Origin of the sequence: Aeribacillus sp. FSL W8-0870, assembly GCF_037963755.1 — a bacterium.
Classification (GTDB): Bacteria; Bacillota; Bacilli; order Bacillales; family Aeribacillaceae; genus Aeribacillus; species Aeribacillus composti.
On record NZ_CP150165.1, the window covers coordinates 520,773 to 540,094 of the forward strand.

General features: G+C 37.8%; 19 protein-coding genes. 18 read left to right on the forward strand and 1 reads right to left on the reverse strand.

Annotated elements, in window-relative coordinates:
- The first annotated feature begins 1 nt into the window (after position 1).
- The 11 genes from NSU02_RS02705 (at position 2) to NSU02_RS02755 (ending at position 9,993) form a co-directional block, all read left to right on the forward strand.
- Positions 2-652: a DapH/DapD/GlmU-related protein gene (locus tag NSU02_RS02705; protein ID WP_162877053.1), complete on the forward strand. Its 651-nt coding sequence runs from the start codon at positions 2-4 to the stop codon at positions 650-652.
- Positions 630-1,358 carry an ATP-binding cassette domain-containing protein gene (locus NSU02_RS02710; protein ID WP_063387911.1) on the forward strand — a complete coding sequence of 243 codons (729 nt, stop codon included), beginning with the start codon at positions 630-632 and terminating at the stop codon, positions 1,356-1,358. The genes NSU02_RS02705 and NSU02_RS02710 overlap by 23 nt, the downstream gene beginning before the upstream one ends.
- Positions 1,359-1,468: 110 nt before the next feature.
- Complete coding sequence (gene phnD / locus NSU02_RS02715) at positions 1,469-2,524, forward strand: phosphate/phosphite/phosphonate ABC transporter substrate-binding protein (RefSeq protein WP_144598236.1); 1,056 nt, start codon at positions 1,469-1,471, stop codon at positions 2,522-2,524.
- 21 nt (positions 2,525-2,545) lie between these two features.
- A complete protein-coding gene (gene phnC, locus NSU02_RS02720) occupies positions 2,546-3,310 on the forward strand; it encodes a phosphonate ABC transporter ATP-binding protein (RefSeq protein ID WP_144598237.1) in 765 nt (254 codons plus the stop codon).
- Positions 3,311-3,324: 14 nt separating this feature from the next.
- Complete coding sequence (locus NSU02_RS02725; RefSeq protein WP_327847868.1) at positions 3,325-4,110, forward strand: phosphate/phosphonate ABC transporter permease; 786 nt, start codon at positions 3,325-3,327, stop codon at positions 4,108-4,110.
- A 54-nt stretch (positions 4,111-4,164) separates the two neighbouring features.
- Entirely contained in the window at positions 4,165-5,016 is an 852-nt protein-coding gene (locus NSU02_RS02730) for an ABC transporter permease subunit (protein WP_144597269.1), read from the forward strand.
- Between the two features lie 38 nt (positions 5,017-5,054).
- Positions 5,055-5,921 carry a PHP domain-containing protein gene (locus NSU02_RS02735; protein ID WP_144597141.1) on the forward strand — a complete coding sequence of 289 codons (867 nt, stop codon included), beginning with the start codon at positions 5,055-5,057 and terminating at the stop codon, positions 5,919-5,921.
- A gap of 911 nt (positions 5,922-6,832) precedes the next feature.
- On the forward strand, positions 6,833-8,455 hold the full coding sequence (locus NSU02_RS02740) for a hypothetical protein (RefSeq protein ID WP_339194134.1): 1,623 nt from the start codon (positions 6,833-6,835) through the stop codon (positions 8,453-8,455).
- Positions 8,452-9,156: an ABC transporter ATP-binding protein gene (locus tag NSU02_RS02745; RefSeq protein ID WP_063387905.1), complete on the forward strand. Its 705-nt coding sequence runs from the start codon at positions 8,452-8,454 to the stop codon at positions 9,154-9,156. Before NSU02_RS02740 ends, NSU02_RS02745 begins: the two co-directional genes overlap by 4 nt.
- A gap of 39 nt (positions 9,157-9,195) precedes the next feature.
- Entirely contained in the window at positions 9,196-9,681 is a 486-nt protein-coding gene (locus tag NSU02_RS02750) for a stage II sporulation protein M (protein WP_339194136.1), read from the forward strand.
- Positions 9,682-9,696: 15 nt separating this feature from the next.
- Positions 9,697-9,993, forward strand: a complete 297-nt coding sequence (locus NSU02_RS02755) for a hypothetical protein (RefSeq protein WP_063387903.1) — start codon at positions 9,697-9,699, stop codon at positions 9,991-9,993.
- A 554-nt stretch (positions 9,994-10,547) separates the two neighbouring features.
- Here the strand turns inward: NSU02_RS02755 and NSU02_RS02760 are convergent.
- Positions 10,548-11,753 (reverse strand): serine hydrolase domain-containing protein, encoded by a 1,206-nt coding sequence (locus NSU02_RS02760; protein WP_339194138.1) that lies wholly within the window; start codon positions 11,751-11,753, stop codon positions 10,548-10,550.
- A 794-nt stretch (positions 11,754-12,547) separates the two neighbouring features.
- Here NSU02_RS02760 and NSU02_RS02765 point away from each other — a divergent pair.
- From NSU02_RS02765 to NSU02_RS02795, 7 genes are all read left to right on the forward strand, one after another.
- A complete protein-coding gene (locus NSU02_RS02765) occupies positions 12,548-13,342 on the forward strand; it encodes a sugar phosphate isomerase/epimerase family protein (protein ID WP_339194140.1) in 795 nt (264 codons plus the stop codon).
- Positions 13,339-14,154, forward strand: a complete 816-nt coding sequence (gene surE / locus NSU02_RS02770) for a 5'/3'-nucleotidase SurE (protein WP_066248180.1) — start codon at positions 13,339-13,341, stop codon at positions 14,152-14,154. Before NSU02_RS02765 ends, surE begins: the two co-directional genes overlap by 4 nt.
- Positions 14,147-15,190, forward strand: coding sequence for an ABC transporter substrate-binding protein (locus tag NSU02_RS02775; protein ID WP_063387898.1), 1,044 nt, complete (start codon positions 14,147-14,149; stop codon positions 15,188-15,190). The genes surE and NSU02_RS02775 overlap by 8 nt, the downstream gene beginning before the upstream one ends.
- 17 nt (positions 15,191-15,207) lie before the next feature.
- Positions 15,208-16,950: an iron ABC transporter permease gene (locus NSU02_RS02780; RefSeq protein ID WP_066248186.1), complete on the forward strand. Its 1,743-nt coding sequence runs from the start codon at positions 15,208-15,210 to the stop codon at positions 16,948-16,950.
- Positions 16,947-18,017: an ABC transporter ATP-binding protein gene (locus NSU02_RS02785; RefSeq protein WP_066248188.1), complete on the forward strand. Its 1,071-nt coding sequence runs from the start codon at positions 16,947-16,949 to the stop codon at positions 18,015-18,017. Before NSU02_RS02780 ends, NSU02_RS02785 begins: the two co-directional genes overlap by 4 nt.
- A 206-nt stretch (positions 18,018-18,223) precedes the next feature.
- On the forward strand, positions 18,224-18,592 hold the full coding sequence (locus NSU02_RS02790) for a hypothetical protein (RefSeq protein ID WP_339194143.1): 369 nt from the start codon (positions 18,224-18,226) through the stop codon (positions 18,590-18,592).
- Between the two features lie 208 nt (positions 18,593-18,800).
- On the forward strand, positions 18,801-19,040 hold the full coding sequence (locus NSU02_RS02795; RefSeq protein WP_339194145.1) for a hypothetical protein: 240 nt from the start codon (positions 18,801-18,803) through the stop codon (positions 19,038-19,040).
- Positions 19,041-19,322 lie beyond the last annotated feature (282 nt).

Genomic DNA, 19,322 nt, shown 5'->3' on the forward strand with positions numbered 1-19,322 from the left:
TATGATCGAGAAAAAGCTGTCAAAAAAACCTTATATCCATGAACATTGCCAGTTGTTTCATACAGAATTAGGTGAATACACAGAAATAGGGGCTCACAATTATTTAGAAAATGTAAAAATGGGGGATTTTTCTTATACAGGGCAGTTTTGCATCCTGCAAAATGTTGAAGTTGGAAAATTTTCCAATATTGCTGCGATGGTGCGAATCGGTCCAACCGCTCACCCGATGAATCGCCCTACTTTGCACCATATTACGTATCGGAGAAAAATGTATGGAGTTGATACTCATGACGATGAAGCGTTTTTATCATGGCGTAAAGCACAAATCACCTATATCGGCCATGACACATGGATTGGCCATGGGGCAATAATCATGCCTGGTGTAAAAATCGGCAATGGTGCAGTAGTCGGCAGCGGAGCTATTGTGACAAAGGATGTAGAGCCTTATACAATCGTTGCTGGAATACCAGCCAAACCGCTAAGGCGCCGATTTGATGAGCAAACGGTTAAACGATTGGAACGAATCAAGTGGTGGGACTGGTCGTATGAAACGTTGAAAGAACGAATCGACGACTTGTCTCAACATATTGAAACATTTCTAGATAAGTATGAGGGAAGAAGGGAATTCAGTGGAAAACATTTTAACGGTTGAGAGCCTGTCCAAAACATTTCGATTGCACAGTGTAAACAAGGAAATCCGCGCAATTAACAAGATTAGCTTTGTTGTAAAAGAAGGAGAATTTGTCGGTATTACCGGTAAAAGCGGCAGCGGTAAATCAACCATTTTAAAATGCATCTATCGCACATATTTGCCTGAAAGTGGAGACATCTGGTACAACTCAAAAAAGTTTGGCCTAATCAATTTGCGAGAAGCGACGGAAAGAGAAATGATTTATTTACGAAAGCATGAGATCGGATACGTATCACAGTTTTTAAATGCTTTGCCTCGTATAACGGCCAGGGAAATAGTCAAACAAGCAATATTAGAAATGGGGCATAACGATAAGTATGCGGAGGAAGAGACAGAAAAAATATTGACGCATTTTGAACTGGATCCTCAGCTTTGGGATAGTTATGTTGCTACTTTTTCCGGGGGTGAAAAACTGCGGTTGAACATCGCTAGAGCAATGGTAAAGCGTCCGAGACTACTTTTATTGGATGAACCGACGGCAAGTTTAGATGATGAATCGAAGGAAAAAGTAAGAGTATTGATGGAACAGCTCGTTCGCGAAGGGACAACAATGCTGGGAATTTTTCATGATATGTTGTTCATGCAAAACTTATGTGATGTAGAATACCGAATGCTGGACGGGGAAATCATCAAGTATTCTGAAAAAAATCCCTTTACAAAACATTAAAAATTCTTTAGTAATTCAACGGTATGAATTAACAGTTCCTTTACATTCATCCTTTATATTCAATTATAAATGGAAAAAAATCTATTTTGACAAGAAAAGGGGTAATGAATATGAAAAAAATGATAAGGTTTATGAGCATCGCTTTCATCTTGGTCATCTTTTTATCAGGATGTTCATCATCTGCAGGAACAGAAAGCGGTTCCGCTCAAAAAAACGGCGACGATACGCTTACAATTGCATGGTACCCGAATGAATCCGGTGAAGATTTGAAAGCGGCACGTGACGAAATCGCTAAGTTGATTGAAGAAGCAACTGGAAAGAAAGTCGAGCATAAGACGACAACTGATTACATTATTGCCATTGAGGCGATTGCAAACGGAAATGCTGATTTAGCGTTTATGGGTGCACAGGGATACATAGAGGCTCATGACAAAAATGAAAAAGTGCTTCCTCTCGTTGTTCCGAGCGGTGAATCCGGCACACTTGATGATGCCATGTACTACAGCTGGCTTGCCGTAAATAAAGGGGATGAAGACGAGTACAAAAGCGGCTCCGGGTTTTCCATTGATAATATAGCTGGAAAGAAATTTTCATTTGTGTCTAACAGCTCCACATCAGGCTTTAAAGTTCCATCGACCGAAATCGTTTCGTACTTTAGCCAAAAAGAAGAGTACAAAGATTTAACTGCTGAAGATTTATTAGAAGGCGGCGAGGGCAAGTTTTTCAGCGAAGTGCAATATGGAGGCTCTCATCAAGGGTCTGCGGTTAACTTACTGTCTGGAAAAGTAGATGTAGCAGCATTTTGCGACACATGTGTGAACAACTATATTGAATTAGTTGACGGTGAGCAAAATAAACCGGGAGCGGTATATAAAGTCAAAAATGATGCTGCTGAGCCGTTTCATACTGTGCCTGGAAAGGAATTTGTCTTAATTTCAGTCACACCGGTATTGAATGCTCCGTTTGTTGTCAATACGGAAACCGTATCTGAAGAAGATCGCAAAAAGCTTGTGGAAGCTTTTGTTTCTGATGAAGTAGCCAACAATACGAAGATTTTCGTGCCGGAGGATTCTGATTTTAGCGGTTTGTTTACGAAAAAAGCTAATGAGCGTTTCGTTGAAGTAGAGGATTCTTGGTTTGATCCGATCAGAGAATTGTCTAAATAAGGATTTGGTGAGGGATAAACGATGACAGCCATTTTAACATTAAATAACGTGTCAAAACGTTATGGAACCAATACAATGGCGCTTCAAGACATGAACTTTTCTGTAAAAGAAGGGGAATTCGTTTCGATCATTGGTCCATCGGGGGCGGGGAAATCAACCCTCCTCCGGTGTATTAACCGCATGATCGAAGCGTCTAGCGGTGAAATCATATTTGATGGTGTCGACATTTTAAAGCTTGGCAAAAAAAGCTTAAGAAAAGTGAGAGCAACCATTGGAATGGTCTTTCAGCATTACAATCTTGTCACTAGATTAAGCGTAATTGAAAACGTGCTCCACGGAAGGCTCGGCTACAAGTCAACTTTGGCAGGAGCATTCGGTTTATACAGCGAGGAGGAGAAAAAGCAGGCGGTTCATATTCTCGGATTGTTGGGGCTGGAGGATCAAGTGTATAAACGGTGTGATCAGCTAAGCGGCGGACAAAAACAGCGCGTCGGAATTGCCAGAGCCTTAATTCAAAATCCGAGAATGCTATTGTGTGATGAGCCGATTGCCTCCTTAGATCCAAACTCAGCCAAAATCATTATGGATCATTTAAAAAATATTTCTTCTACACTCGGAATTACTTGTATTGTCAACCTGCACCAAGTCGATGTCGCTTTGAAGTACTCTGATCGAATTATCGGTATTAATAATGGAAAGAAAGTGTACGATGGCTCGCCGAAACAAATAACAGAAGATATTGTTCGCAATATTTATGGGTCTGAAGTAAAGAATCTGATTCTTTAATGTAGGTGAAGATCATGCAAGCAGATATCTTTGTAAAAAGAAGAAGAAGCTTCTCCTTATTTTTTTTATTGTTGATTGTGTTAACGTATCTTTCTATGTTTATAACAGATTTTCAGCTTGTGAAAGGACTCGCCTCTGTTGCAAAGGCAGTAGAGTGGGGAGTGACAAATTTTTTTCCTGATGCAAAAGCGATGGAAAAGCTTCCGGATATTTTAAGTAAATTACAAGAAACAGTTTTAATATCAGTCGCTTCCACGACAACAGCAGCTATTTTTGCAACTTTTTTCGCAATATGCGGTTCGAAGACGACGAAAGTGAATGGTTTATTAAGTGCAATAAGCAGAGGAATTGCAACTGTTTCTCGTAATATTCCGGTAGCTGCATGGGCATTGATTCTGCTCTTTTCTTTTGGACAAAGCTCCATTACCGGATTTTTTGCTTTGTTCTTCGCCTCCTTTGGTTTTTTAACGCGAGCATTTATAGAAACGATCGATGAAGTTAGCAATAGTTCCGTTGAAGCATTGCGTGCAACCGGCGCCCAATTTTTTTCGATCATCTTCCAGTCGGTCATTCCATCCAGCCTTCCCCAGATGATCAGTTGGGTATTATTTGAAATTGAAACGAATATTCGCAGCGCGACTTTAGTTGGAATTTTAACCGGTACTGGAATTGGTTTTTCTTTTGACTTGTATTATAAAAGCTCCAATTATAGTGCAGCGAGTTTGGTTGTCATGACTATCATACTGACGGTATTTGTCATTGAATATCTTTCGAATTTGATAAGAAGGGTCATTTTATAACGATGAATGAAAATTTAAGGAAGAAAGGGTGATGATATGAATAATGAATGGTTGATGAAAACTGGAAGCACTCTGAAAGACAGCGGAAAATTAACGCATTCTTCGAAAATAAAAGTGAAACCGTTGACGAAGCAGGCAATTGCCATCCGGCTGACATTGACAGCATTATTCGTTATTACTGTTTATGGCTTTACAATGTTTGATTATGGCGATACAAATTTCATGTCTGGATTAAAAGAAACATTTGCGAATTTTAAAACAATGTTTTTCGAAGCAAGCTTTTCGCGTTTAACTATAACAGAATCAATCTATCAAGTGTTGATAACCTTGGGGCTTGCTTTTTTGACGACAGTGTTCGGAGCTGTTATTGCACTTTTTCTAGGGCTGTTGGCAGCGCAAAATTTATCAAATAAAGTTGTTTCCAATACCATTAAAGCCTTTGTTGCATTTATTCGCGCCGTTCCTACTGTTTTGTGGGTGCTGATTTTTTCCGTCGCTGCTGGTCTAGGAAGTGTTGCAGCTGTTATTGGCATGACGTTTCACTCCATTGGCTATTTGATTAAAGCATATTCTGAATCGTTCGAAGAGTTGGATGAAGGTGTGATCGAAGCATTAAAGGGCTGCGGGGCCAATTGGTGGCAAATTGTGTTTCAGACGGTAATCCCCTCATCAATGACGTATTTAATTTCTTGGACGTTTATGAGATTTGAGATTAACTTTTCCGTTGCTGTTGCGATGGGGGCTGCCGCAGGAGCAGGCGGGATCGGATTTGATTTGTTTATGGCGAGCGGATTTTATTTTGATTTAAGGGAAATCGGAATGATTACTTACTTCATTCTTGTTTTAGCGATCATTTTCGAATTTGTTTCGACAAGAATGAAGGTAAATTTGCGTGAAACTCATTAATTATTTTATAAAAACAGTGAAAGCAGGTGTTGACCGTAATGATTGATTTACATTGTCATTCAAATATATCAGATGGCTCAATGAGTCTATTTGAAGTAATTTCTCTTGCGAAAGAAAAAGGAATCACCCATTTGGCAATTACGGACCATGATACGACAAAAGGATTAAAGGAAGCGAAATATATAGGAGAGCAGCTTGGAGTAACCATTATTCCAGGGATCGAGATTTCGGCTTATGACTATAAAAGACAACGGAGAGCCCATATTTTAGGCTTTTTTGTGGAACCGCATCACGAAGCGATTGAAAACCTGTGCAGCCCGCTGTTAAAGATGAGACACCTGGCATCGTATGAAATGACGAAAAGAATTATGAAAGCAGGTTTTAACATTTCATGGGAAGAAGTAGAACAATTCGCCAAAGACGGCACAGGGGTATACAAACAGCATATTATGCATGCTTTAATAAACAAAGGATACGCTGACAAAATCTATGGCGATCTATATGATAAGCTTTTTTCAAAAGGCGGGGAAGGAAAGCCGCAAGGATTAGCGCACATACCTATACAGTATGTCGATGTGGAAGATGCGATTATTGCCATCCGCGAGGCGGGCGGTCTGCCGGTACTTGCCCATCCAAAACAATTTAACAATTTTGATGCAATCCCCGAGTGGGTTGAGATTGGCTTAGAAGGCGTCGAAGCAGTTCACCCTTTGCATGGACCTAAGGACGAAGAACTTGTCAAATATTATGCGGACCAATTCGAGCTGATCGAAACAGGAGGATCTGATTTTCACGGCTTTTATGGAAATTTTGAACTAGGCAGCAAAGATGCCGGAATGGTTCGATATGAAAAACTTCTCGAACGCTATCAAAAGCTATGTGAAAGCAAGAAAACATTATCGTAAATGTAAGAAGCTCTCAACTTTTATTTTTTTGGAGCCAAGTTAGGAATATAATTCGGGCAAGAAACGCTTCTCTTTTCAATAGTTGTAGTGTGTAAAAAATATGTTCCGTCATTAACAGTGGGAAACAGATGAATATTAAATTGATTCTTTACTTCGGCGATTATTTTAACAACAATTTACAGCCTTTTGTCTTCCAATTATTATCGTTTTGAACGAATAAAGGACTTACATATAAAAAAGTCCTTTATTCAATTTCTTTTCTCCCTTTTCATTTTTCCTGCCAAATTGCAGCGTGCAAGAGATCCCTCAGCAATGAGAACAATAACTGCGGCTTTTTTGACAATTTTTACTCTTTTCCCTATCATTAGGCTTTCGGCTTTTCGGTTTGGAAGATAGAATACAGAAACTGACAACTAAAAATTCCGTTTTGCGCTCATCCTTCAATTATGATTTTCTGTAAGGGCTTCAACAAAATTGCTGGTAAAAGAATCTCATGTTAAAGAAAAGCTCTGTCAATCTATTCCCTCTCATCTTTCAGCACTTGAAGCTACTTCAACGGCAAAAGGCAACCTGCTCAAGTTCACTTTTTGTAACTCTCTCATGTAATCGTCAAATCATCTCTGTAAAATGGACGCTTATTAAAAAAGCGCAAGCATTTCCCCTAAAATAAAATTTATCAGAATATGGAATTTTTTCTATTATTTATGATATATTCAATCTAGATAAAGAATGGGCTCGAAATGGTAAATTAAAAAAATCGAGTGATGGCGAAATAATTTTTGCCATCGCCCTAGATTGTAAACTCAGGAGGCAGTATGTTAAAGTCTAATCTATTTTATTCGAATTTCAAGTTAAATTTTAGACGCTATGTCAATAGATTTCTTTTTTTCTTTCCGTTTGGGGAAAATTTATTGAATCAAAAAATATTACTAGTTTTATTTGTTTTCATTTTTGGAGTATACAATTTTATCCTATATCATTTAGTAGAACTAATCATTCCTTATTTTTCTCAAGCAGCTGTTTTGTTAGTCAATTTGCTAGTATTATGGAATTTAATCAGCAATCTTCGTTCTTCTCATGATATTTTGCAAAGGTTTGTCTATCCGGAAGATTTTCTCTTACTATACTCCGTGAAAACAGATCCAAAAGATATATTATTGGTAAGATTTTTTACGCAAATCATTTTCAAGTCACTGTTTTCGACTCTTTTCTTTTTATATCCAATCCTGTTCTACGTTTTAAATTTTGTAGAAGAATCAATAACTTCTCGGCTATTGTTATTTGTATCGTTTCCATTTTATGTTCTTTTTTTAATTGGGGTCATCAGTTTTTATTCTTCAGGATTATACATAATATATTCAAAGGTTTTGCATGTTGTTTTTCAGTCAGCTGTGAAAAGTGTACTTTCTTTCGTTTTTGTTATGCTTTTATCATTTCTGTCTACGATTGTATTTGGCTGGTTAGGTTTTAGCTACTTTTATGAGGAAAACTTTATAGAATCGATCGTTCATTCTATTTCTAGATTCAATCTTGATGTGATTTTGACTGGTTATGTGCTGCCTACTAATTGGTTATTTAATACACTAATGGAAGTAGAATACTTTCTCTATTATCAACCGTTGTTGCTAATTATTGGAATCATTCTAATTTATATTTCGTATCTTATTGTAAATAAATATTTAGACGTAAAAGATATTTCGCAGCTTTCCAATGAAACAAATGTCAACATAATAAAAAACAGATCTTTTCCCAATTTTGTTTATAGGAAACTAAAAAAACTTCTATCAAGAAAAGTTTTGGCGGTTATTAAAAAGGATTTCATCGCTTTCACTCGAGCGAACTTTTTAATAAAAAAGAGGTTTTATTTATCTATCTATATGCTGGCTTCCGAAATCGGAATATTGTTCGGGTTAGGAATGATGCAAAATTGGTTTGAATTCCCGGCTCTTTTCGTAATATATCCGATCATCTTTGCAGTATCAATAAATGTCTCGTTTTTAGGAGACGGATTATTAGGGATTACATCAGCTGATGCTGAAAGGGAGAACTTGTTTTTATATAAAGGGTCAGGCTCTTCTTTGAAGCAGTTAATCGTAAGCAAGGCGATTTTACATGTTATTCCTATTTTGATCGTCATGAACGTTTTATTTATATGTGTTGTCTCATTTTTTCATCTGAAACTAAGTACTGTCATTATGATATTTGTCCTTGTAAATACTACCGCTATTATCATCAGCAGTGCTCAAATTATTGGAACGTTTTTGTATCCGCGTCTGGATTGGGAACATATTGAAGATGTTGGCTCTTCCGTTAAAGCTTCTGTTTTTGAACACACGATTCTTGGAATTGTTTTAATATTAAATTTAGAAATATATGGGCTGTTGGGGGTTCTTTACTGGAAAAACTACATCAGCAGCATTCTTTTTAATGTGTTGGCAATCTCAGGTTCTTCCTTGCTATTCATAAGCTTTTTTATATTCTTTTACTTTTGGATTAAACGAGTCGGTACTTCTCATTGGGAGATGAGCAGATGATTATAAAAGATGTTTCGAAAAGGTATAAGGAGTATGATGTATTAAAATCAATTAATATTACATTAAAAAGAGGAGAAATATATGGACTATTAGGGCCAAACGGTGCTGGGAAATCCACTTTGCTTAAATGTATAATCGGATTGGTCACTCCAGACTCTGGAAAAATATTTATTGACGGTAAGACAATTGATGATGATCGATCCGAATTTTTACAATATATAGGTTATGTTCCGGACACACCTTTTATTTATAATTATCTTACTCCAAAGGAATATTTAGATTTTATAGCTGACCTGCAGCAAGTACCCGATTCGCAAAAAACTGACCGTATTCAAATGTTGTTAAAAAATTTTTCACTAAAAGATAAGGAAAATGAAATGATTTCAACTCTTTCCTTTGGTATGAAGCATAAGCTGTCTGTTGCCGGTGCTATCATTCATGAACCGGATGTGCTTTTACTAGATGAGCCGCTAAGCTCATTTGATCCTCCGACAACAATGTTTATGAAAAAGTTTTTAAGGGAATACGCAGATAGTGGAAAAATTATTTTCATGTCTACTCATTTAGTGCATGTTGCTCAAAATCTATGCGATCGTGTAGGAGTTTTAATCAATGGGGAAATATTAAAGGAATACACGAACATGAAAAACATAATAAATTTCGAAAATATGATTATTAATGATATGGAAGAGATTGGTTAAATAAAAAACGTTCTACTGCGAAATAAGCGGGTTTTATCAGTGGCGTTTATAATATACGTGATTGGAATTATCATGGGTACTTTTTTTAGCAATATCTTACCTGTAGAAAGACAGGAACCAAATGTTGGGCGTACTATATTTGATTATTTTATACATAACGTACTTGCGGATGTTTTCATAAGCTTTACTATATTTACGTTTGGAATTTTTACTGCTGCTTTATTACTAGTCAATGATTTTTTAGTTGGTGTATCTATCATGCACAGTCTTCAACATGGGAACGATCTAATTTATATTGTAACAGCCCTAGTTCCACATGGTATATTTGAGATTCCTGCTATGATTATTGCGGGTTCTATTGGGTTTAAACTGATTGATGCGGTCATTGCCAAAATGAGGGGAGAATCAAATTCCGTTTTTTTAAAGGACATCTTTACATTCTTTTTTCTAATGATCATTTTGACATTTATCGCTGCCGTTGTAGAGGCTAAGATCACTCCATATTTAATGGCCCAATTTTCATGAGGAGGTGTAAAGCATATGCTATGGGAAAAACTAAACTTAGAAAAATTGCTGAATGATTCGAATAATGGGTCAGATGATGAAGAAAATGAAAAAAGCACATGGTTTATACCCGTTTTTTACGTTTCCATATTATTAGCTTTATGTATAGCATTTATTGAGATAAAACTCATTTTAATCACTCTGTTTGCTCCTGCCATTATCGTCATAATGTGGAAGCCGCCGTTTAAAAATAAAAAAAGGCTCTTCCGAATTATATCATTCATATATCTTTTATTTCTAACTATTGTTACGATATGGTGGTTCCAAGGTTGAATTTACGAAAGTTTGTAAAGATTGTATCTTTTGACGCTCACGAATTTTCATTTCATCTAATATATTGAAGTCTAATTCGCGATTTTGATAGAAATATTCATTTTTGACAGATTTCGCCGCAGCCATAATGTAAAAGACAATAAAGGCTGCTCGAAGCACAAACAGGGGCTGTCTAGAAAGTCAAAATCCACTGAAACCGAAATATCATAAGCATTGATATATCAACGTTTCTAAAACATTAAAGGGGCGTCTATAAGCCGGAAAATCGACTTATTAGATACCCCCCTTAAAAATTTGTTTCAGTTTGCTGGATAGGCAAAAAGATTGGTCCGGAAAATCTCCGATATTCAATGATTGATATTGATAAATGCAGTACAATAAAGGATTCTTAAAGAAAGCGCTATCGAATATATTTCTAACAAACTCTTAAGCTATGGCTTTCGCCGCTGAAGTGTATGTTAGAAAGAAAATACTTTAGATGATCATCCATCCGCACTTTGTGACATTATACGGAGTAAGCGGGGGAGTCATCTGTATAGTCTCCATTCCCTAGATCAAGTAGTAATCTGACCGAACCGTTTCAACGTACTATAGACTGCTGACTCGAATTCGAGGAAGCCCAAGTATGACCCCACATCTTGGAACGGAAATATTTGCGTAGCCCAATATCCGCCAATCCCGTTTTTGCGATCAATCCAGTAAAACAGGTTAGCCAATCCCGACCACATCAATTGGCCTGCTGGACGACCTGTAGGGGTAGGTTCATCGTTTACCTGGAATGTATAAGACCACGACTTTTGTACGCCGGGGTAGAACTCGCCGTCATTAGCCAGCGTTGGATCGGACGAAATCCATCCGCCGCTCTTCAATTCCCCAAGTCCGTTTTGAGACATTTGCGCGACTGTTTCTGGTTTGAGTACACCCGCACCGTCATTCAAAATCATTCGGATAAACTTCGTGTATTCGCCAATGCTCGCATACAAACCATGTCCTCCCATATCCATTTCTGGAGATTGCGGGAGAATAAGCTCAGGTTTTGGTGTGAGTTGACCATCCTGACTGCGGCTGTGGATGGTTGCGCGGCGTTCCATCATCGACGGTGATAACGTGAAACCGATGTCGGACATGCCGAGTGGGGCAAAAATACGCTCTGCCATCACTTCGCCCAGTCGTTTACCGGATACGGCTTCAACAACTTTACCAACCCAGTCGATGTTGACGCCATAGTTCCAGCGTTCACCTGGCTCGAATAGAAGCACGCTCTTTACAGAGTCAAATGTACTAGTGAGGATGGAAGGTACTCCCTTTGCTTCACGGTATTTTCGATCTTCATGACTGAAGAACTCGTAGCCGAAGCCGGCAGTGTGTAGCATCAACATGTTGATCGTAACGTCGGTTTTTGCTTCCCTTAGTTTTGGCTGCCCGTCTTTGTCAAACCCTTCGAGAACTGGAATCTCGGCAATCTCAGGTACATACTTCTTGACCGGATCGTCGAGACTGACTTTTCCTTCCTCGACCAATTTCATCAATGCCGTACCGGTGATGGCCTTCGTGGTCGAAAAAAGAGCGAACACTGTATCGGTGGTCATCGGTGTTTTCTTTCCAAGATCGCGTACACCGGCTGCCCCCTCATAGATGTTTCCGTCCCGGTCAGTTACCATTGCAACTACACCAGGGGCTCCTCCAGCCCTGCCTATAGCGGTATCCAACACCTTGTCAAGAGTTTCCTTGAGAGCATCCTTTACTGCTTGTCTTGTCATATCTTTACCCCCTTTAAGCGCTTACAATTTTAATTATTTAAATAATTTTCTGTATTTTCAAAACAAACTATATCACGCTCAAACAGAGCCTGTCAAATTTTATTGTGTTGAGCGTTTTTTCATTGTCTTTTTTTAAGCTGTATCAGCAGCGAATTCAGCATTGAAGGCTAAGTTCAAGTACTACAACCAAAGAGGCAGAGAATTTTTAGATTCCACTGTCGGCAAGGATTTTGCATTGAACGAAATGTCCTTTAGCGTCCTCAAAAGGGGGCATATAAAATATTTTGCGATTATTTCCGAGATCAATCTCATTTGGAAAAACAAACTGAATTTTTTCATCTGTGTGGGAAACTGCTAGTAAACTCGGAAAATATCACGTCCGCAATGATTTTTATAATATGACAACACATGTGATATCTAAACAAAAAAGAGTGTATTTAGCAAAGAATATGAATAAATCGTAAAAAATTTACAAACAATTTACATTCTAAGTTGGGAATGATGCATAATTGCGATTTGAAGCCGTTTTTTCATTTCTTATTTTTATTTTTTCATTTACAGAATGTTTACAAAAGTTCAAACCGCCTTTAAGTGTTCCTTAACAAATCTTTTCTAAACTTAAGATAGATGAAAAGGAAGTGGACATACATATTCCAATTGCTTGTCAGAATCAATTGTTGATTCAGGAGGAAGTGATTTTCATGGACTTAACTCACGAAATCTTTCTCTTATCGGCAATGTAAAAATGAATCTCTCCATTTCATTAAAAAATAAGAAAGGAGGAAATCAGTTCGATGAATATACGCTTTGCTTCTACACTTGCATGGGCATTTCCGGTTGAGGAAGTGATTAGGCAGGCAAAAGAGTTAAAATTTGTCGGTGTTGAGGTTTGGGCAGAGCATGTGTGGAAATATGAAAGCATGCCTAAACGAATCCGACAGGTCAAAGAAGAAACAAACATGCAGCTGACGATGCACGCAGCAAGCTGGGATTTAAACTTAAGCTCTCTAAATAATGGCATTCGCAAGCAGTCCGTTCATGAAATTATTCGATCTATTGAGCTGGCTTCACAAATTGGGGCTGATAATATTACATTTCATCCAGGAAAGCTGACTCTTGCGGATTCAGACGTTTCTATCCATGAAGAGCTTTTGTTCGAATCAATGGAAGAACTTGATCGAAAAGCTAGACAAGAAGGACTCACGTTATCGTTAGAAATGATGGAATGGGAGGCGAAAGAATTTATTATTAAACCAGCCGCCGTAAAAAAAGTGATTGTACCCTTTTTCCCGCAAATTCAAACGACATTTGATGTCGCCCACATTCCATTACATGCAGACATTTTTTCTATCTGGAATGAAATGCCGGAGGTAAACAAAATTCATATTAGTGATGCAACAAAAGAAATTCTTCATTTACCGTTAGGTGACGGTGATATCGGAGAAGAAATATTAAACAAATTTTTAACTATCGAGAATATTCCAGTAATTATTGAAGGGTTTGATGCTTCAAAAGATTTGATGGTGTTAAAGAAAAATGTACTGTATATAAAACGGAACGGAAATCGCTTGAAGGAGGTTGTCCGTTGAGAATTTTAGTTACAAACGATGACGGAATTTTTGCGCCAGGAGTCGAAGCACTTGTAGAAGTTCTTCAGCATTTTGGTGAAGTTTATGTCGTTTGTCCTGACCAAGAGCGAAGCGCAGTCGGCCATTCCATTACTCTCAGAACACCATTAAAAGTGAAACCTGTAGAAATATTCTCTGGAACGAAAGGGGCATGGGCCGTAAACGGTACTCCGGCCGATTGCGTCAAGCTTGGGATGGAAGTACTGTTAAAGACTCCGCCTGATATATTGTTTTCAGGTATTAATCTTGGTCCGAATTTAGGAAGGGATTTATATTACTCTGGTACATTGGCAGGTGCGGTTGAGGCTTCTCTTTACAACGTTCCAGCCGTATCAGTATCGTTGAACGAATTTGATGAAGCGAAGGTAAATTATTTAAAAACAAAACAGCTTTTGTATAAAGCGGTTGAAATTATTTTACAAAACCGAATTCCTAAAGGAGTTTTTTTAAACATCAATTTACCGAATATTCCGATTTATCTTTGTAAAGGTGTTGAGGTAGTTCCTTTAGATTTGACAGTTTCCCGTTATCGATACGTAGGGCTAAACGATCCGCACGGTCAAGTATATTTTTGGTTAAAGGATGAATTAAACCAATTAGTAAACCTTAACGAAAACAGTGATTATTTAAAGCTAAAGGAAGGTTATATCACCGTTTCACCTGTGGAGTTTCCCGTTCATCACAAACGGAAAATGGAACAGATTGAACGCTGGTTTCGAAAATGCTCTTTAAATTTCTTAAAAGAGGGTAAGGAGGAACATTCCAATGCGTAAATGGTTGTCCGCTTTCACTATATTCACATTACTTTTTGTATTAGCTGCCTGTGGCAGCAGCAATAATGCCTCATCAAGCAATGATGTAGAAACGCAGTCAGAACAAAAGAAGGAAGTCTCAGGGGAACTTAATTTCTATACTTCACAGCCTGATGAAGATGCTCAAAGATTAGTGACAGCTTTTAATGAAAAATATCCTGATGTAAAAGTCAATACTTTCCGGTCAGGAACGGAAGAAGTGATTGCAAAATTACAAGCTGAAAAAGAAGCTGGAAACATTCAAGCAGATGTTTTGCTTGTTGCAGACGCTGTAACGTTTGAAAGTTTAAAAAATGACGATCTTTTACTTTCTTACAAATCAAAAGAAGCAGAACAAATTCCGGGTCAGTTTATTGACAGCGACGGCATGTACACAGGCACAAAAGTGATGGCAACTGTTCTTGCAGTGAACACAAATAGTGTGCAAAACATACCTGATAGCTGGAATGTATTGACGGAAAGCGACGCAAAAGGAAAAGCGATTATGCCAAGCCCGTTTTATTCAGGAGCAGCTGCATACAATCTTGGAGTGTTTACAAGACAAAACGATTTAGGATGGGATTTCTTCAAACGTTTAAAAGAAAACGGAATGGCTGTTACGAAAGGGAATGGCGGTGTGTTAAAATCGGTTGCTTCAGGGGAAAAGCCATACGGAATCGTTGTTGATTATCTCGCTGCGCGAGCCAAAAAAGAAGGTTCACCTGTAGAATTCATCTATCCGAAAGAAGGCGTTCCTGTCATTACTGAACCGATCGGTATTATGAAGGATACAAAAAATGAAGAAGCAGCTAAAGCTTTCGTAGATTTCGTTTTATCAGAAGAAGGACAAAAATTAGCAGCTGAACTTGGATATACACCGATTCGCCAAGACGTTAATGCTCCAGAGGGATTAAAAACGATTGATGAGTTGAACGTACTGAATGCAGACATATCTGAGCTTTATCAATCTCGTGAAGAAGATAAAGCAAAATTTGGTGAAATATTTGGTCAACAATAATTAAAGGAGAGAGGACGATGTTTCCTGGTAAAGAGCAAACAAAAGGGATGACGAGGAGCACGTCCTCGTTTTCTCGTTTCTTCCCATTGAAAAACTTGTGGATGGGTTTCGGGTTTTTACTGATTATTTTATTTTTTATAGTTCCCGTTTTTCGCCTTATCTTATTAAGTTTAACAGAAGAGGGTGCCGTCTCACTTTCGAATTACTCAGAAGTGCTGAAAGAAGAACAAACATGGATCACTGTGAAAAATACGCTTTATATCGTCATCGGTTCTACTTTGGTTTCACTTATTTTAGGGATTGCGATGGCATGGGTTATCGCCTATTTAAACATTAGCGGGAAAAAATGGATGCAGCTGTTTATCTTTCTTCCGTTTATTATTCCTTCATACATTACAACACTTGCATGGGTTCAGTTTTTTAGCGGCAATGGACCAATTGCAGCTGTTCTTCATATGCTTCCAGGAGATTGGAAGCTGCCAAACTTGTATAGCATAGGTGGAATCATTTTTATTTTAGGTTTGTCTCATTATCCGCTTGTATATTTACTAACGGTGGAAGTGTTTAGAAAAATTCCTCTGGAGCTTGAGCAAGCGGGACAAACATGCGGTGCTAAAAGAGGAACTATTATTCGTAAGGTCATCCTTCCGCTAGCATTGCCCGGGATTTGTAGCGGCGGGATGCTCGCTTTTTTATCAAATCTTGATAACTTTGGGATCCCTGCTTTTTTAGGTATCCCGGCAAACATTCGTGTGCTAAGTACGTATATTTACGAAGAAGTCGTCGGATTTGGACCGGCTGCCTTTGCAAGAGCGGCCGTTCTATCGATTTTGTTGGGAGCAATTGCTTTAATCGGACTGTCTATTCAATGGCTTCTTTTAAGGCGAAGCCGTGTAATTGAAACGGTCAAACGGGATAAAGAACCTCGCATTCATTTGTCGTTGACGTGGAAGCGTTTGATCGAAATAGCCGTTTGGGCACTTTTGTTGTTCACGAGTTTCGTTCCGTTCGTTTCAATGGGTACGACATCATTAATAAAAGCTTACGGGCTCCCTTTTCAATTAGAAAATTTATCACTGGAAAACTATCGATACATTCTATTCTCTGATCCAAAAACAATGTCAGCGATCAGCAACAGCATGAAGCTTGCGATGTTAACGACAATTGTCTCATTGATTGTCGGAACGGCCATTGCGTATCTTCGCTATAAATCACCAAATAGATGGACAAAGTTAGTGGAGCTGTTTGTAACGATACCTTACGCACTGCCGGGGACTGTCTTTGCTCTCAGTATGATCTTTTCATGGATGCAGCCGTTGCCAGGATGGAACCCGGGTATCTACGGCTCCATTTGGATTTTAATTATTGCCTACATTACAAGATTTATCATTTTACAGGTTAGGGGAAGCTACACGGCGCTGACACAGGTAGAGCCTTCCATTGAAGAAGCTGCTCGTACGTCAGGGGCTAAACCTTTGGTCAAATGGCGGCGAATTCTCATGCCGCTTCTTTTGCCGGGTATCATTGGCGGAGCCTTGTTGGTCTTTTTAACCTCTTTGACCGAACTGACAGTTTCCAGCCTTCTATGGTCTACAGGAGCCGAAACGGTGGGAGTTGTTATTTTTAACTACGAACAGGCTGGATATACCACTTATTCCACAGCATTTTCAAGTTTAATTGTTTTAGGAATTTTGTTCGGCAGTTTTTTGTTTATCAGCCTTGAAAAAGTTTGGAGACGAAAGGTGTTGAAAACAAAATGATTCGGCTTGATGGGATTTCAAAATCATATGGGGATGTCACAGCTTTGCATTCCATTGATTTAACAATCAAGGATGGAGAATTTATCGCCATTTTGGGACCTTCTGGTTGTGGAAAGACTACATTATTAAAATTACTGGCCGGTTTTATGAAACCGACAAGCGGAACCATTACGATAAATGATACTGTTGTTGCTTCAGCGGAAGCCGTCCTCCCGCCGGAAAAAAGGAACATAGGGATGGTTTTTCAATCGTTTGCCTTATGGCCGCATATGACAGTATATGAGCATGTTCAATTTCCTTTAATGCATCATTCGTTTGCTCCAAAGGCTGATAAGGAGCAGCGGGAGGAGAGAGTGAAAAATGTTTTACGAATGGTTGGGTTAGAGTCGCTAGCCCAACGATATCCTCATGAACTTTCCGGCGGACAAAAACAGCGGGTGTCTTTAGCACGTGCAATTGCGCCAGAACCAGGTCTTTTATTAATGGATGAGCCTCTCAGTGCTTTAGATGCTGAACTTCGAATGGAAATGAGAAAGGAGATTCAACACATTCATCGTCACACAAATGCTTCCATTGTATATGTTACCCATGATCAAAGCGAAGCATTTGCGATGGCAGATCGAATTGTCGTAATGAATCGTGGGAAAATTGAACAAATTGACCGGCCGGAAATGATTTTTACAAGGCCGGAGACAGAATTTGTTGCAACTTTTGTAGGCAAATGCAATTTAATTCAAGGTAAATGGGAGGAAAAAATGTTTATTCCGAAGCCATTTCCTAATGAAAAATGGCCGGATATAGGAGTATCTATTAATTTGAAAAAAAAGGGTCTATATCCTGTCCGTCCGGATCAATGGGCGCTGTCTAAAGCAAAAGAAGGTTCTTCGCATGGGGTGGTAAAATTTGTTCAATATCAAGGAAAAGAAATGTATTACATCGTACAAGTAGGTGAAGAAGAATGGACGGTACATGAATTGATTCAACATACTTCCCGCTTTCAAGTTGGAGATCCGGTCAATCTCGTTCTTCAAAATACTGTAATAAAAAAAGAAGCAGTTCTTGTATAACATAAATGGTTCAAAGGTTCTGTGTAAACTTGATTGTATTGATGGAGATTGAGTTTGGTCTAATCTGCTTGAAAGTACCCTCTCAAATGAGATGGGTGCTTTTTTGTCATTTTTTATAGATTTAAAATTTTATATATTTAGAATAGATCAAAAAATGGAATAGGGTGGAAGACATGAAGTCAAAAAAGTAAGTAGTAGTGTTATCGTTGTGCGGTTTATTTCTGCTTGTCAGTCTATCTGCTTTTTATTTTTTAAACAGTGAAGAAAATGTCAGACAAAAAGATCAAGAGTCAACTAATGAAGCCAGTAATGGGAAGAGTAATGAATCGAATCTTTCTTCAACGAATACAGGACAACAAAATGAAGAAACAGCTGAAAACAATGAAGATGAATTATCTCTCTTTATTTCTCGTTATCATGATGTATTTAACCAACTAACAAATCATGATCGGTATCAAAATATCGATTGGGAAAAATTTCAGGAGCTAGGAAATGATTTGATCGGAGAAATAAATAACATCTTATCCAAAGATGTTCCTTCAGAATATGAAATCTCTAGAAAAAGGAACTTATAAAGGAACAGCAAGAAATGGGGATAAATCTTATGTTTATTCTATTAACAAGTACGGAATAAACCAAGTTAAAGTAATTGTGAATAAAGATGAGTCATAAAAACAGATTATCCTTTATCCGGTAAAAATGTAATAAAAGTAAAATAAATTTGTGAGATGGATTAGTAGTTGAAACTAATATTCGAAGTTGAAGAATATGAGGATACAAAAGATGAGCCTTTTGAACTATTCTTTTTGCAAAAGATTATATATGTATATTGTTGAAAATGGTAAAAAACGTGAATTATTAAATTCAACGTTCCATGATGGTCTTTTATTGGATATTGGAGATTACTTAATAAAATTAAGTAATGGAGAAATAGTTCAAGGTACCATTGAAACTCATGAGAATGCGTTAAAATATACATTTAAAAAATCCCAAAATCGCTTGTTCATTGATTGTTTTAGTTAATATATTCAAGCAAACAAAGAGTACTGGATTTCCATTTTATGGACTTTATGAAAGCCTTTGTAAAAGAATACCAAGAATATATAGTTAACATTAAAGAAAGATGAAAATGCTTATGAAGATAAAAATTTTGTTATGATGGTTGATCAAATCAAGAAGTTGAAGAATATCTCTTAAATTGTGGAAAATTTGTTTTTGTATAAGTTGTTAAGACGAAATTTGAATGAATTTACTTTAGAGTCTGTCTATTAAAGAATCGGCTCTACTTTTGTCTTAATAAAGTTA

Excerpts from the sequence above, each read along its gene's own strand:
- NSU02_RS02705 (WP_162877053.1), top strand. The coding sequence starts at position 2 with ATGATCGAGAAAAAGCTGTCAAAAAAACCTTATATCCATGAACATTGC.
- phnD (WP_144598236.1), top strand. The coding sequence starts at position 1,469 with ATGAAAAAAATGATAAGGTTTATGAGCATCGCTTTCATCTTGGTCATC.
- phnC (WP_144598237.1), top strand. The coding sequence starts at position 2,546 with ATGACAGCCATTTTAACATTAAATAACGTGTCAAAACGTTATGGAACC.
- NSU02_RS02725 (WP_327847868.1), top strand. The coding sequence starts at position 3,325 with ATGCAAGCAGATATCTTTGTAAAAAGAAGAAGAAGCTTCTCCTTATTT.
- NSU02_RS02730 (WP_144597269.1), top strand. The coding sequence starts at position 4,165 with ATGAAAACTGGAAGCACTCTGAAAGACAGCGGAAAATTAACGCATTCT.
- NSU02_RS02735 (WP_144597141.1), top strand. The coding sequence starts at position 5,055 with ATGATTGATTTACATTGTCATTCAAATATATCAGATGGCTCAATGAGT.
- NSU02_RS02745 (WP_063387905.1), top strand. The coding sequence starts at position 8,452 with ATGATTATAAAAGATGTTTCGAAAAGGTATAAGGAGTATGATGTATTA.
- NSU02_RS02755 (WP_063387903.1), top strand. The coding sequence starts at position 9,697 with ATGCTATGGGAAAAACTAAACTTAGAAAAATTGCTGAATGATTCGAAT.
- NSU02_RS02760 (WP_339194138.1), bottom strand. The coding sequence starts at position 11,753 with ATGACAAGACAAGCAGTAAAGGATGCTCTCAAGGAAACTCTTGACAAG.
- NSU02_RS02765 (WP_339194140.1), top strand. The coding sequence starts at position 12,548 with ATGAATATACGCTTTGCTTCTACACTTGCATGGGCATTTCCGGTTGAG.
- NSU02_RS02775 (WP_063387898.1), top strand. The coding sequence starts at position 14,147 with ATGCGTAAATGGTTGTCCGCTTTCACTATATTCACATTACTTTTTGTA.
- NSU02_RS02780 (WP_066248186.1), top strand. The coding sequence starts at position 15,208 with ATGTTTCCTGGTAAAGAGCAAACAAAAGGGATGACGAGGAGCACGTCC.
- NSU02_RS02785 (WP_066248188.1), top strand. The coding sequence starts at position 16,947 with ATGATTCGGCTTGATGGGATTTCAAAATCATATGGGGATGTCACAGCT.
- NSU02_RS02795 (WP_339194145.1), top strand. The coding sequence starts at position 18,801 with ATGAGCCTTTTGAACTATTCTTTTTGCAAAAGATTATATATGTATATT.